The organism is Alphaproteobacteria bacterium (assembly GCA_020638555.1).
Taxonomy (GTDB): domain Bacteria; phylum Pseudomonadota; class Alphaproteobacteria; order Bin95; family Bin95; genus JACKII01.
In genome coordinates, this window is record JACKII010000005.1 from 108,388 (window position 1) to 122,460 (window position 14,073).

9 protein-coding genes and 2 pseudogenes are annotated in these 14,073 nt (G+C 71.0%); 2 read left to right on the plus strand and 9 right to left on the minus strand.

Annotated elements, in window-relative coordinates; all coding sequences use genetic code 11:
* Positions 1–54: 54 nt before the first annotated feature.
* On the minus strand, positions 55–849 hold the full coding sequence (locus tag H6844_16815; GenBank protein ID MCB9931067.1) for an enoyl-CoA hydratase: 795 nt from the start codon (positions 847–849) through the stop codon (positions 55–57).
* Between the two features lie 79 nt (positions 850–928).
* The gene (locus H6844_16820; GenBank protein MCB9931068.1) at positions 929–1,327 is read right to left on the minus strand and encodes a cupin domain-containing protein; all 399 of its coding nucleotides are present in this window, start codon (positions 1,325–1,327) and stop codon (positions 929–931) included.
* Between the two features lie 167 nt (positions 1,328–1,494).
* Here H6844_16820 and H6844_16825 point away from each other — a divergent pair, with 167 nt between their 5' ends.
* Positions 1,495–3,789 (plus strand): xanthine dehydrogenase family protein molybdopterin-binding subunit, encoded by a 2,295-nt coding sequence (locus H6844_16825; protein ID MCB9931069.1) that lies wholly within the window; start codon positions 1,495–1,497, stop codon positions 3,787–3,789.
* Here H6844_16825 and H6844_16830 read toward each other — a convergent pair.
* The gene (locus tag H6844_16830) at positions 3,762–4,496 is read right to left on the minus strand and encodes an MBL fold metallo-hydrolase (GenBank protein MCB9931070.1); all 735 of its coding nucleotides are present in this window, start codon (positions 4,494–4,496) and stop codon (positions 3,762–3,764) included. The genes H6844_16825 and H6844_16830 overlap by 28 nt on opposite strands.
* Before the next feature lie 110 nt (positions 4,497–4,606).
* Here H6844_16830 and H6844_16835 point away from each other — a divergent pair, with 110 nt between their 5' ends.
* The gene (locus H6844_16835) at positions 4,607–5,242 is read left to right on the plus strand and encodes a TetR/AcrR family transcriptional regulator (protein ID MCB9931071.1); all 636 of its coding nucleotides are present in this window, start codon (positions 4,607–4,609) and stop codon (positions 5,240–5,242) included.
* Positions 5,243–5,515: 273 nt separating this feature from the next.
* On the opposite strand, the gene H6844_16840 is transcribed toward H6844_16835, so the two are convergent.
* The 6 genes and pseudogenes from H6844_16840 to H6844_16865 form a co-directional block, all read right to left on the minus strand.
* On the minus strand, positions 5,516–6,568 hold the full coding sequence (locus H6844_16840) for an ABC transporter substrate-binding protein (protein ID MCB9931072.1): 1,053 nt from the start codon (positions 6,566–6,568) through the stop codon (positions 5,516–5,518).
* A gap of 55 nt (positions 6,569–6,623) precedes the next feature.
* Positions 6,624–7,457, minus strand: coding sequence for an ABC transporter permease (locus tag H6844_16845; protein MCB9931073.1), 834 nt, complete (start codon positions 7,455–7,457; stop codon positions 6,624–6,626).
* 4 nt (positions 7,458–7,461) lie between these two features.
* Complete coding sequence (locus tag H6844_16850) at positions 7,462–8,682, minus strand: ABC transporter permease (GenBank protein ID MCB9931074.1); 1,221 nt, start codon at positions 8,680–8,682, stop codon at positions 7,462–7,464.
* Positions 8,679–9,776, minus strand: a complete 1,098-nt coding sequence (locus tag H6844_16855; protein MCB9931075.1) for an ABC transporter ATP-binding protein — start codon at positions 9,774–9,776, stop codon at positions 8,679–8,681. The genes H6844_16850 and H6844_16855 overlap by 4 nt, the downstream gene beginning before the upstream one ends.
* 167 nt (positions 9,777–9,943) lie before the next feature.
* Positions 9,944–11,428, minus strand: a pseudogene (gene cobA / locus H6844_16860) (uroporphyrinogen-III C-methyltransferase).
* Positions 11,400–14,071 (minus strand): annotated as a pseudogene (locus tag H6844_16865) (molybdopterin-dependent oxidoreductase). The pseudogenes cobA and H6844_16865 overlap by 29 nt, the downstream one beginning before the upstream one ends.
* Between the last annotated feature and the right edge of the window lie 2 nt (positions 14,072–14,073).

Here is a 14,073-nt window from a genome sequence, read left to right on the forward strand (position 1 = left end):
CGTCCGTCAGTAACCCCGCCCGTCAGCGATCCTGCCAGTCAGCGATCCTGCCGGTCAGCGGCCCTTCCAGACCGGCGGCCGTTTCTCGACAAACGCGCGGATGCCTTCGCGCGCGTCGTGGTGGGCCATGTTGCGGACGGTGACATTGCCCGCGTACTCGTAGGCGTCGTCGATCGACATTTGCAGCTGGCGATAGAATGCCGCCTTGCCGACCGCCAGCGTGTAGGTGGATTTCGCGGCGATGTCGCCGGCCAGGCGTTCCACCGTCGCGTCCAGGTCCTCCGGCGCGACCGCCTCGTTGATCAGGCCGATATCGAGGGCGAACCCGGTATCGAACAGCCGGCCGGTCGCCAGCATCATCATGGCGTGCTTCGGGTGCACGGCCCGGCTGAGCGGCACCATGGGCGTCAGGCACCAGAGGCCGATATTCACGCCCGGCGTCGCAAAGCGCGCCCCGGACTCGGCAATGGCGAGATCGGCGGCGGCCACAAGCTGGCAGCCGGCGGCGCTCGCCACCCCTTCCACCTTGGCGATCACAATCTGCGGCTGCTCGCGGATGGCCAGCATCATGGCCGAGCATTTCTCGGCGATGGCCTTGGAGAACTCGGCCGTGCCGCCATCCTCCATGAACTCTTTCAAATCATGGCCGGCACAGAAAATGCGCTTGCCGGTGCCGGAGAGCACGATCACCGCAATGTCCCGCGCCTCGCGCAGGTCGCAGAGCGTCGCGTGCAGCGCGTCGATGGTCGCCTCCGACAGGCTGTTGCCCTGTTGCGGGCGGTTGAGGGTGACGTGGCTGACCGGCCCCACATCGGTGCGGGTGACCAGTGGCGAGGCGACGTGGTTCATAGCAAGTGTCCTTCCGTCCGGCGGCTCTCAGGCCGCGGTGTAGCCGGCGGCTCTCAGGCCGCGGTGTAGCCGGCGGCCCTCAAGCCGCGGTGTAGTCGGCGTCGCTCACCGGCTCCAGCCAGGTGACCGGGCTGCCGTCGACGCTTTCGGTGATGGCGATGTGCGACATGGCGGTGGTGGCGGTGGCGCCGTGCCAGTGTTTCTCGCCGGCCGGAAACCATACCGCATCGCCGGGCGCCACGTCCTGGCGCGGGCCGCCGGCGCTCTGCACCCAGCCGCGGCCGGCGGTGATCACCAGGATCTGCCCGGCCGGATGGGTGTGCCAGTTGGTGCGGGCGCCGGGCTCGAACGTCACGAGCGCGGCCGAGGCGCGGCCGGGTGCCTCCGACTGCATCAGCGGGTCGAGCCGCACCGTGCCGGTGAAGGCATCGGCGGGCGCGGTGCGGGAGCCGGTCCAGCCGGCACGATGGATCTGCATGGGCGAACCTCCTTCGGCGTCGCGCCCCTGCGACGGACGCCGCCCTCTCAGGGTGACACTCCCGCGCCCGGGCGGCAAGATTGACCGCGGCGGCGAGCGGGGCAACACTGGCGCCAACAAGGCGCCGCGGCCCGATCCGAATGCCCGGCCCGGAGGAAGGCCCGCCCATGCCCAAGCTGAAAATCGGCGACAGTCCGCGCCGCGTCGAAGATGCCCGGTTCGTGATCGGCGCCGGCTGCTATCTGGACGACATGCGCCTGCCGGACCTGGCCTATGCCGTGGTGGTGCGCTCGCCCCATGCCCATGCGGACCTGGACCGGGTCGACACCGCGGCGGCCCTGGCCGCTCCCGGCGTGGTGGCGGTGCTGACGGGCGCCGATCTCGCCGGCGCCGGCATCGGCCCGATGCTGCCCTACGAACGCGTCAACGTCTATTCCGGCGAACCGTTCCGCTATCCGAGCCAGCACCCGCTGGCACGGGACCGGGTGCGCTATGCCGGCGAGCCGGTGGCGCTGGTCATCGCCGAAACCCGCGCCCAGGCCCTGGACGCGGCGGAGCAGGTCGCCGTCGACTATACCCCCCGGCCCGCCGTCACCAGCATCGCGGCCGCGCTCGCCACCGGCGAGCCAGAGCGGGTCTGCCTGGAATGGGCCGTGGGCGACGCGGCGGCGACCGAAGCGGCGCTCGGCGCCGCGGCACACGTGACCCGGCTGGCCCTGCACAATCATCGCGTCGCCACCAACGCCATGGAGCCGCGCGGCGGCATCGGCCTCTACGATCCCGCCACCGGCCGCTACACGCTGCACGTTTCCTCCCAAAGCCTGCACGCCGCGCGCGACCGGGTGGCGGAGACGCTGGGGGTGACGCCTGCGCACGTGCGTTTTCACGCGCCCGACGTCGGCGGCGGCTTCGGCGTCAAGAATTTCATGTATCCGGAAATGGTGCTGCTCTGCTGGGCTGCGCGCGCCACCGGCCGGCCGGTGAAATGGGTTGCGAGCCGCAGCGAGGGCTTCGTCTCGGACCACCAGGCGCGCGACAACGACGCCCGCGCCGAGCTGGCCCTGGACGCGGACGGCCGCTTCACCGCGCTCAAGGTCTGGAGCCGCGGCAATCTGGGCGCCTATCTGACCGGCAGCATGGCCCGCATCTACACCGAGCAGTTCGTGAAGCTGCCGGGCGGCCCCTATCGCATCCCGGCGCTGCACGTGGATGTGGGCGCGGTCTACACCAACACGGTGCCGACCGGCGTCACCCGCGGGCCGGGCTTCGGCGAGTTCGCCAACATCATGGAACGCCTGATCGACCGGGCCGCCGCCGAAACCGGCCGCGACCCGGCGGCGTTGCGCCGGCAGAACCTGGTCCCGTCGACGGCCATGCCGCACACCAACGCCGTCGGCGCCGTCATCGACAGCGGCCATTTTCCGGAGAATGTCGCCGCCGCCATGGCACGCGCTTCGGCGGGCTTCGCCGCCCGCAAGGCCGCCTCGGCGGCGGCGGGCCGCGCGCGCGGCCTCGGCATCGCCTATCACATGAAGGCCACGTTCGGCGCGCCGGTCGAGAATGTGGAACTGCGCTTCGACCCGGACGACCGCCTCACCTTCACCACCGGCACCCAGGCCATCGGCCAGGGCCACGAGACCAGCTTCCCGCAGATCATCTCCGACCTGCTGGGCCTCCCGACCGAGGCGATCCGCTATCGCGCCGGCGACACCGACCTGATCCCCATCGGCGGCGGCCATGGCAGTTCCCGCGCCACCCTGATGGCCGGCACCGCCATCTATCGCGCGGTCGAACAGATCAAGGCCAAGGGCATCCGCGTCGCCGCGCAGATGCTGGAGGCGGCGACCGCCGACATCGACTTCCAGGACGGCACGTTCGGCATCGCCGGCACCGACCGCCGCATCGGCCTGATGGCCGTGGCCGCCGAGGCCCGCCGCCAGGGCGAGCCGCTGGACACGCTCCAGGAATTCACCCGCGAGCATCACACCTTTCCGAACGGCTGCCATGTGGCCGAGGTCGAGGTCGACCCCGAGACCGGCGCGGTGCGACTGGAGCGCTACACCGCCGTGGACGACTATGGCACGGTCATCAACCCGCTGCTGGTGCACGGCCAGGCGCACGGCGCCATCGCCCAGGGCGTCGGCCAGGCGCTGCTGGAGCACGCGGTCTATGACGGCGCGAGCGGGCAGTTGCTGGCGGGCTCGTTCATGGACTATGCCCTGCCCCGTGCCGACGACCTGCCCTCGTTCGACCTGACGCTGGCCGGCACCCCCTGCACCACCAACCCGCTGGGCGTGAAAGGGGCCGGCGAGGCCGGCGCCATTGCCGGCTTCCCCGCCGTCGCCAACGCGGTTCTGGACGCGCTCCGCCCCTATGGCGTCACCGCCCTGGACGGCCCGGCAACGCCGGAGCGGGTCTGGCGCCTGATCCGGGATCAGGCGGCGCGGACGCGCCGGTCGTAGTCGTCGGCCAGGGCGTTCAGCGCCGCCGCGCCGTCGCCCGCGAACGAAGGCCCGTGCATCAGCGCCAGCGTGCGCGGCGCCAGCCCGGCGACGCCGCGGATGGTGCGCCCCATGGTGGGACCGAGGCAGGAATAGCCGAATGCGTCCTCCGCGACGATGGCCGGGCCGACAATGTCGCTCTCGACCAGGGCCGGGTCGCCCGGCCCGCCGCCGAACTGGGTGAACATGTCGCCGCAGAGAAGCGTGCCGCTAGCCTCCTCATACAGCAGGCCGGCGTCCCAGCCGTGCGGCACGTGCGGGGTGTCGAGATAGCGAACCCGCTTGCCGTTGCCGAGGTCGATGACCTCGTCGTTTTGCAACACGCGCGGCGGGCGGTCGGCCATGTCGTTCAGCGACACCATGCAGCCGGTCTGGCCGTGCGCCACCTCGGCCCGGGGCGCCAGGTCCAGCCACTCGTTCATCGCACCGCACTCGTCCGCCTCGTAATGGCCGAAGCTGATCCAGCGCAGCGAGTCCGGCGGCAACACCCGGCCCAGGGCCTCGCGCACCGACGGAAACAGGCCGCGCAACCCGGTGTGGAACAGCAACGCCTCGTCGCCGCGGATCAGGAACTGGTTGAAGGTGAAGCCGGCCGGCGGCCCGATCTCGGGCACGAAGGTCGAAAGGCGAAAGACACCGTCGGCAATTTCATCGATCCGCGTCGCCATGAGAGGCCTCCCTCGGTAGCTGCTGACAGGGCATCATTTTCATTATACATATATGTATAATGAAATTTGGACCGCGATCAAGTTTTAATGCACGAGCCTGTACAGTGAATATGCCGACATCGACCCGCAACTCCCCCGCCCGGAGCCATCCGTCGCCGGGCGGGTCGTCCCCTGGCAAACGCCCCTATGTCAAAAAACGGCGCGCCGCGCAGGAAGCCGCGACGCGGCAGCGGATCGTCGATGCCGCGGTCGACCTGCACCGCAGCATCGGCCCGGCGCAGACCAGCCTCAGCAGGGTGGCAAAGCAGGCGGGGGTGCAGCGGCACACGCTCTATGCGCATTTTCCCGATGAATGGAGCCTGTTGCTGGCCTGCTCGGCGGAGGCGCTGGCAAGAAGCCCCCTGCCCGACCCGGAGCCCTGGCGCCGCATCGAACCGGCGGCGGAGCGGCTGCGCACGGGCCTCGCGGCGGTTTGGGACTGGTATGCGCGCAACGCGGATTTGGCCGCCTGCGTGCTGCGCGATGCGGAATCGCACGCGCCGACCCGGGAGATCGTGGCGCTGCGCCTCGGCCCGACCATGGCCGCCTGCGCCGCCGTGCTGGGCGAGCCGCTGTCGCCGGCGGAACGGCCGATGCTGGCGCTGGCGCTCAGCCATTTCACCTGGCGCACCCTGGTGCGGGACACCGGCACGCCCCCCGACGCCGCCGTGGAGGCCATGGTGCGCGCCATCCGCGCCCAGGCGTGAGAGGGGGCAGAGCGCTGCGTCCCTCGATACGGCGCTGTCGCGCCTACTCGGGATGAAGCGGACGGGTGGCGGCACCATGCGGCCCTGAAGGGTGGCGATGGAGCGCCGCCCGCTTGTCCCCAGTCCGCCCTTCCCCCCGAGGTGGGCCGCAGGCCCGTATCGAGGGGCGCATCGCCGCCCCCGAAACGGCAACAGCGCCCGATCCCAGGGGATCGGGCGCTGCCTTCGCAAACGCCAAGGCCCGGGCCGAACCGGGCGGCACTCATTTCGGCGTTATTTGGCGACCCAGGCGTTCCAGCGCTCGGTCAGCTCTTCCAGCCGGTCGACCCAGAAGTCGTTCGCTTCCTGCGAGCCGCCGAACAGGCCGGTGGTCAGGTTGGGGCCGGCCGGGATGCCCGCCAGCACGTCCGGCGGCAACATCGCCGCCGCCTCGACCCGGGTCGGGCCGTAGGGCAGGCGCTTCGCCGCCTCGGCCTGGCGGGCCGGGTCGCTGGCGAAGCTGATGTATTTGTGCGCCATGTCGATATAGGGCGACTTCGCCAGCACCACCCAGCTATCGATGGCATAGACGGTGTTGTCCCAGATCGGCTTCAGGTTGACGCCGGTCTTCTGCGCGTTGGCGATGCGCCCGGAATAGGCAATGGACAGGTCCACGTCACCGGCAGCCAGCCATTCCGGCGCCTGGGCGCCGGCCTTCCACCACTGCACCAGCGGCTTGATCTCGTCGAGCTTGGCGAAGGCCCGGTCCACGCCCTCGTCGGTGGACAGCACCTTGTAGACGTCGTCCGGCGCGACACCGTCGGCCATCAGCGCGATTTCCAGGTTCAGCTTCGGCCCCTGGCGCATGCCGCGCTTGCCGGGCCAGCGCTTGGTGTCCCAGAAATCCGCCATGCCGGTGGGCTCGTTGCCCTGCAACCGGTCGCCGTTATAGGCCATCAGCACCGACCAGACGATGACGCCGACGCCGCATTCGCTGGTGGCGTTCTTGATGAACTTGTCCTTCGGCGGCAGCTTCGACCAGTCGAGCGGGGCGAACACGCCCTCCTCGCAGCCGCGGATCATCTCGGCGGTTTCGACCTGCACCACGTCCCAGGGCACCTGTCCGGTTTCCTGCATCGCCTGGAACTGGCCCCAGCCGCCCAGATAAGTGTCCTCCTTGAAGGGAATGCCCTCCTGCTTGGCGAACGGCGCGTAATAGATGTCGCGCTGGCGGTCCTGGGCGGCACCGCCCCAGCCGACAATGGTGAAATCGCGCGCCTGGGCCGTGCCGGCCAGCGCCGTCAGGGCCAGGAGCCCCGCGGCAGTCAGAAGGGACAAGGGTTTCATTCGGCGTTTCATTGGGGGCAGCCTCCTTGTGGGTATTGTGCCGGTTGGGATCATTTCAGGTCGGGCGCCGGTTCCGCAAGCGCTCGGAGCGCCAGCGCAGCAATTCCATCGTCACCAGCAACACGACGGAAATGCCGACCAGGAACACCGCCAGCGCGACAATGCTGGGGTCGAGCTTGTCGCGCAGGGCGTTGAACATGCGCCGCGGCACGGTGAACTGTTCCGGCCCGGCCAGGAACAGCGCCACGACCACGTCGTCGAACGAGGTCACGAAGGCGAACACCGCGCCGGAGAGAATGCCGGGCGCCGTCAGCGGCAGGGTGACGGTGAAAAAGCCGGTCAGCGGCCCCGCCCCAAGGCTGGCGGCGGCCCGCACCATGTTGCGGTCGAAGCCGTGCAACGTCGCGGTCACGGTGATGACCACGAACGGGATCGCCAGCACCGTGTGCGCCACGATCAGGCCCAGAAAGGAATGCACCAGGCCGAAGGGGGCGAAGGCCAGATAGACCGCCAGCGCGGTGATGACGATCGGCACCACCATCGGGCTGACCAGCAGCGCGCCGACCCAGCGCTTGCCGGGAAAGTCCGCATAGGCGAGGCCGTAGGCCGCCAGCGTGCCGATGGTGGTGGCCAGCACGGTGGTGCCGGCGCCGACGATGACGCTGTTCCAGAGCGCCGGCATCCAGGGCCGGGGCGCGAACACCGCCTCGTACCACTGCCACGAGAAGCCTTGCAGCGGATAGCTCAGATAGGTGCCGCCGTTGAACGACAGCGGCACCACCGCCAGGATCGGCGCCAGCATGAAGACGAAGCCGAGCCCGGCCAGCACCCGGATCGCGGCGGCGCCGAGCCGCTCCGGCGGGGATCGATAGGGGCGGACCGCGGCCATCGTCTCAGCCCAGCCGCAGGTTCTTCGCGCCGGCATAGCGGCCGAAGATCGGATAGATGACGGCGACACAGCACAACAGCACCAGCGCCAGCGCGCTCGCCAGCCCCCAGTTGGCGGTGCCGAGCGCCGACTGCGCGATCAGCGCGGACAGCATCTGGTCCGCGCTGCCGCCGACCAGCGCCGGCGTCACGTAAAAGCCGATGGAAAGAACGAACACCAGCAGGCAACCGGCACCCAGGCCCGGAATGGTCTGCGGGAAATACACGGTCAGGAAGGCGCTCAGCGGCGGCGCGCCCAGCGAGGCCGCCGCCCGCACATGGTCGCGCGGAATGCTCTTCATCACGCTGTAGAGCGGCAGGATCAGGAAGGGCAGCAAGATATGGACCATGGCGACATAGACGCCGATGCGGTTGAAGATCAGCTGTTGCGGCGCGTCCACCAGCCCCAGCGCCAGCAGGGCGCCGTTGATGATGCCCTCCTTCTGCAACAGCACCACCCAGGCGGCCGTGCGCACCAGGAGCGAGATCCAGAACGGCAGCAGCACCAGGATGAACAGCAGCCGCCCGGTCCGCTTGCCCGCCATCGCCATGACATAGGCCATGGGATAGCCGATGCCGGCGCACAGCAGGGTGACGACGATGGCGATCCAGAACGTCACCTCCAGCCGGTCGATATAGACCTGCTTTTCCGGCGGCACGCTGCGGATGCCGGCGTCGAAATCGTGCTCCAGGTCCACCGCCTGCAACACGAACCGGTCGGTCAGGCGGGCGCTGGCGGCCTTGAGCGAGCGCCAGGTTTCCAGCTTGCCCCAGTCCGGGTCGATGGCGATGACGGCGTCCTTGTAGGGCGCCTCCAGCCGCTTTGCCCGGCGCCCGGTCTTCATCGCCAGGCTGCGCAGCCCGCTTTCCTCGTAATTCAGCCGCGTGCTGGCCCGCGGCAGCGTCTTGTCGGCATAAGCCGCGCGGAAATCCCGCACCAGCAGCGCAAACGCTTCCTCGCCGGGCAGGGCCTTGCCGTCCCAGGCATCCAGCCAGGCGGAGAGGTGCGGCGTCGCCTGACGAAACTCCGGCGCGTGCACCGCATTGGTCAGCAGCGAGCCGATGGGCCAGACAAAGGCCAGCAGCATCAGCACCAGGGCCGGCGCCAGCAGCATCAGCGCGGTCAGTTGCTTGCGCCGGCTGGCGGCGCGCAGCTTGGCCCGCAGGCTGACCTCGCCGGCGCTCATGCCGATGGGTCCAGGGCGCGGCAATGGTCCGGCGCGCAACCCAGATGCACCGCGGCGCCGGGACCGAGACCGTCGGCGGCGCCCAAGGGCAGTTTCAGCATCATCGGGTCCGCGCCCGCCGCCACATGCAGGCGCACATGGTCGCCGAAATAGATGGTCTCCACCACCTGCGCGGCGATGCGGTTGCCAGCCGTCTCGCCATCGCCGTCGCGCAGCAGGCTGAGGCGTTCCGGGCGGACCGAGACCAGCGTGCGCCCGTCCGCGGCCGGGCTGACCGGCAGGGCGCGGATGACCTCGCCGGTGTCGAGCCGCACCCGGCAGAGCCCGTCGCCGTCGTCCGCCGCCTCGACCCGGCCGGCAAGCGCATTGTTCTCGCCCAGGAAATTGGCGACAAAGCTGTTCGTCGGCTCTTCGTAGAGCGCTTCCGGCGTATCCAACTGCTGCACGATGCCCTCGTGGAACACGGCCACCCGGTTCGACATGGTCAGCGCTTCGCTCTGGTCGTGCGTGACATAGACGACGGTGGTGCCCAACTGCCCGTGCAGGTGCTTCAACTCCAACTGCATCTGCTCGCGCAGATTCTTGTCCAGCGCGCCCAGCGGCTCGTCCATCAGCACCAGGTCGGGCTGGAAGATCAGGGCGCGCGCCACGGCGACCCGCTGCTGCTGCCCGCCGGACAGCTGGGCGGGATAGCGCTCCTCCAGCCCGGTCAGCTTCACCATGTCGACCGCCCGGCGGATTGCCTCGGCGATGGCCTGCCGGCCGGCACCGCGCCGCTTCAGCGGATAGGCCAGGTTCTGGGCCACGGTCATGTGCGGGAACAGGGCATAGTTCTGAAACACCATGCCCATGGAGCGCTTGTGCGCCGGCACCGAGGCCAGCGAGCGGCCCGCCAGCAGAATGTCGCCCGCCGTGGGCGCCTCGAAGCCGGCCAGCATCATCAGCGTCGTGGTCTTGCCCGAGCCGGACGGCCCCAGCAGCGTCAGGAACTCGCCCCGCTCGATGTCCAGGTTCAGATTGTCGACGACATTCACCCGGCCGTCATAGGTCTTCTCGACACCACGAAACGCAACAATCGGTTCTAGGGCTCTCATCGCGATCCTGGCACGGGCTCCGGCAGGGGGAGCGGAACGGCTGGGGCTGGCCATCGGAGGATCGGGTCGGCCATGTCCCAAAGGGGGGATACGGTGTCAGGTTAACCCCCGGCACCGGCGCCGACAATCGGCTTGCCGCCGCATCGCCCTTATTCCATCGTCGTACGTCAAACTGCGATGGCGAGGGACGGCCTCTCCCGCCGCGCCGGCGCTTCGGCCCGGCCGAACACCGCGCCGATGCCGATCAGCACCGGCCCGCCGTCGACCGCCGCCCGTCCGCGCTCGCAAAGCCAGGCGAGCGACCCCGTCTCCACCGCCTCTCCCGGACGGGAGACGTCGCGGGCGACCACCACCGGCGTTTCCGGCGCCGCGCCCGCCGCGATCAGGCGCGTGGCGAACGCCGCCGCCGTGCCGCCGCCCATATAGACCATGGTCGTGGTGCGCCGGTCGGCGAGGCCGGGCCAGTCAAGCGTCTCCGGCAGGCGGCCATGGCGGGAATGACCGGTGACGAAGCGCACCGACTGGGCATGGTCGCGGTGGGTCAGGGAAACGCCGAGGCCCGCCGCCAGCGCGCTCGCCGCGGTGATGCCGGGGACGACGGCCACCGGGATGCCGTCCGCCTCCAGCCGGGCGATTTCCTCGCCGGCCCGGCCGAACACCATCGGGTCGCCGGATTTCAGCCGCACCACATGCTTGCCCTGGCGGGCGAGCTTGACCATCAGGTCGTTGATGTCCTCCTGCCGGCAACTGTCGCGACGGCCGCGCTTGCCGACCAGCATGCGCCTGGCCTCGCGCCGGGCGAGATCCAGCACATCCTCGCCGACCAGATCGTCGAACAGGATCACGTCCGCGGACTGCAGGGCGCGCAGGCCTTTGAGCGTCAGGTGTTCCGCATCGCCCGGACCGGCACCGACCAGGGTGACGCGGCCCCGCGGTGCGGCGGGAGCGGCGGCGGCCGCGGCCAGCAACCGGCCCGCATCGTCCGCACCATCGGCCGCATCATCGGCCGGTGGTGGCGCGGTGAACGCCCGGTCGCTGAAGCGCTCCCAGAAGCGGCGGCGGGCCGCACCCGACCGCAGCGAGGCCGCCACCTGGCCGCGAACCTGCTGCGCCAGCGCCGCCCAGGCGGCGAGACCGGGCGGCAGCAGCGCCTCGATCCGCCGGCGGATGGCCTGGCCGAGGATCGGTGCGGCGCCATCGGTGGAAATGCCGATCACCACCGGCGAGCGGTTGACGATGGCGCCGAACTGAAAGTCGCAGAACCCCGGCCGGTCGATCACGTTCACCGGCACGCCGGCCGCGCGGGCGAGCGCCGCCAGCCCAGCCGCCTCCGCGTCGCTGGCGGCATCGGCGACCAGCAGCGCGGCCCCGGCCAGCGCCGCGCCGCATCCGGCCCTGTCGCCGCATGGCGGAGCGACCCGGCAGCCGCCCCCGTTGCAGCAGCGCCGCCATTTCCGGCTCCAGGTCGGCGGCGTAGACGGTCACATCGGCGCCGGCCGCAGCCAGCAATTCCGCCTTCCAGGCCGCCGCCGCTGAACCGCCCGCCACCGCCGCGCGCGCCGGCCAGCCAGATCGAAAAACACCGGCAGCTTGGCGAGTCTGCCCAGCCGGTTCGGGGCGGCATCAGCCGGCTTCCGCAAGGGCGTGGTCATGGATCAGCCTCCCGATTTCGGCGCGGCACGAGCCGCAATTGGTGCCGGCGCCGGTGGCGGCGCCCACCGCGTCAACATTCGCGCAACCGCCGACCGCGGCCGCGGCGATCTCGTTCGCGCCCACATTCAGGCAGGCGCAGACAATGGCGCCGCGGTCCGGCCGGTCCGCGCCGGGCCGACCCGCCAGCAGGCGGAAGCGGTCTTCCGCGGCGCAGGCGGCGCCCAACTGCTCCGCCGCCCAGGTGCGGGAGACCCGCACCGGCTCGCGCCCGGCGAACAGCAGGCCGGCGCAGCGCCCGTCGCGAAAGGCGGCGAACCGGTGCTGGCCCTGGGCGTTGTCCCAATAGGACAGCACCTCCAGCGCGGCCCCGTCCGCGGGCGCGAACAGCGCCGCCGCGAACCGGTCCCAGGCCGCCGGCGGCGCGGTGCCGGCGCATTCCAGCCGCCAGCCACCGGCGACGGGCGCCATCGCCGCATAGTCGAACGCGCCTGGCTCCGGCGGCTCCGCCAGCACGGCAAAGGCGTGCCAGGCGGCGCGATAGGGGCGAGGCGCGCCGGCGTGTGCTTCAGCTCCGGCTGGCCGGAGATCGGATCGGTGTGGGCCGCCATCAGCGCGCTGGCCCGGGCCCGGCTCGCATACTGGTCGGTCCAGTGCATCGGCAGGAACAGCGTGCCCGGCAATGGCCGCTCGCTCACCACCGCCCGCACCACCGCCCGGCCGCGGGCGGTGGCGACCCAGGCGAGGCCGCCGTCGGCGATGCCGAAGCGCCGGGCATCGTCGGGGTGCAGTTCGACGAAGGGTTCGGCGCTATGGGCCATCAGCGCGCGGCGTCCGGGCGGTGCGCGTCATGGTGTGCCACTGGTCGCGGATGCGCCCGGTGGTCAGGCGCAGCGGATAGGCCGCGTCGGGCGCCTCCACCGGCGGGCGATAGACCACCGGCACCAGGCGCGCCTGCCGTCGCCGGTGTAGAAGCGCCCATCGGCGAAGAACCGGGACCGCCCGGCGGCATCGCCGACCGGCCGCGGCCACTGGAACGGCGCCAGCACCGCATAGTCGGCCGCCGAGAGCCGGGCGACACCGGACAGGTCCAGGTCGCGCGCGCCGCCATTGGCCAGCCCGGTGAGCGCGGCGTGCTCGGCGAAGATCTCCGCCGGCCCGGCATAGGCGAAGGCGTTGCCGAAGCCCATGCGCCGGGCCACCTCGCAGATCTGCCACCAGTCCGACCGCGCCTCCCCCGGCGGCGGCAGGAAGCGGCGCTGGCGCGAAATCCGGCGCTCGGAGTTGGTGACGCTGCCGTCCTTCTCGCCCCAGGCCGCGGCCGGCAGCAGCACATGGGCCAGGTCGGCGGTGTCGGTGGCCGCCGTCATGTCCGAGACGACCACGAACGGGCAGGCCGCCAGCGCGGCGCGCACCCGGTCCGCCTCCGGCAGGCTGTCGACCGGGTTGGTTGCCATGATCCAGAGCGCCTTGATCCGCCCGTCCGCCACCGCCTCGAACAGGTCCACCGCCTTCAGGCCGGGAGAGGCCGCCATGCGCGGCGCATTCCAGAAGGTCTGCACCAGCCAGCGATGCTGCGGGTTGGCGAGGTCCATGTGCGCGGCCAGCATGTTGGCGAGCCCGCCCACCTCGCGCCCGCCCATGGCATTGGGCTGGCCGGTGACCGAGAACGGCCCCATGCCGGGCCGGCCGATGCGGCCGGTGGCCAGATGGCAGTTCAGGATCGCATTGACCTTGTCGGTGCCGGCCGAGGACTGGTTCACGCCCTGGCTGTAGACGGTGACCGTGCGCCGGGTCTCCGCAAACCAGGACCAGAAGCGCATGATCGCCACCGGCTCCAGGCCGGTCAGGCCCGCCACCCGGCCCAGGCTCATGCCCGCCGCCGCATCCAGGGCCGCCTCCAGGCCGGCGGTGTGGCGGTCCAGATAGCCGCGGTCCAGATGGCAGCCGAGCGCCAGATGGTGCAGCAGGCCGTTGAACAGCGCCACGTCGCTGCCGGGTGCCAGCGGCAGGTGCAGGTCGGCGATCTCGCAGGTGGCGGTTTCGCGCGGGTCGATGACGACGACGCGGGTGCCGCGGGCACGCCGGGCGTCCGCCAGGCGCTGAAACAGCACCGGATGACACCAGGCGAGGTTGGAGCCGGTCAGCACCACCAGATCGGCCTGCTCCAGATCCTCGTAACAGCCCGGCACCGTGTCCGACCCGAACGCCCGCTTGTGGCCGGCCACCGATGACGCCATGCACAGCCGGCTGTTGGTGTCGATATTGGCGGTGCCGACAAAGCCCTTCATCCACTTGTTGGCGACGTAATAGTCCTCGGTCAGCATCTGGCCGGAGCCATAAAAGGCGACGCTGTCCGGCCCGTGCTCGCGGATGGCGGCGGCGAACCGGTCCGCCACCAGGTCCAGCGCCTCGCCCCAGCCGGTGCGCAGCCCGTGTACCCGCGGATGCCGCAGCCGGCCGTCCTGGCCCAGCGTCTCGCCCAGGGCCGAGCCCTTGGAGCAGAGCCGGCCGAAATTGGCCGGATGGTCCGGGTCGCCCCGGACCTCGGCCGATTGCCCGTCCGCCGCCGGCCGGGCGAGCACGCCGCAGCCGACGCCGCAATAGGGGCAGGTGGTGCGGGTCCAGCCGTCCTCGCTCGTCATGG